Annotated in this window: 1 pseudogene; it reads right to left on the bottom strand. The window is 39.6% G+C overall.

What is annotated here, in order from left to right:
* Positions 1–235: pseudogene (locus tag ACEN4N_RS11595) on the bottom strand (ISL3 family transposase); the annotation flags it as partial.
* Between the last annotated feature and the right edge of the window lie 20 nt (positions 236–255).

The raw sequence follows: 255 nt of genomic DNA, 5'->3' as shown, positions 1-255 counted from the left end.
CAGGAAGTCCCGTTATGCTCGCTAAAGTCAGACGAGAGTGACGCGTCCCATTTTTAACGACTTGATAGGCATCATTGACGATACCACAACATTCACAGGCTTTAGGAACATACGTTAATGTGCCAAAATAAAACAAAGATAAGCGGCCTTTATAATGCTGTTCTTCAACACGGTCCATATCGATCGTGATATTTGGGTCTTTTAATTGAAAGGTTTTTTGGATAAAATGGTTCATGCGTAGATATTCTCCTTATG

It is taken from the genome of Ruoffia sp. FAM 20857, from assembly GCF_045528645.1.
GTDB classification, from domain to species: domain Bacteria; phylum Bacillota; class Bacilli; order Lactobacillales; family Aerococcaceae; genus Ruoffia; species Ruoffia halotolerans.
Note: the sequence above shows the minus strand (reverse complement) of the source record. Positions and strands in the feature narration are given on the sequence as shown.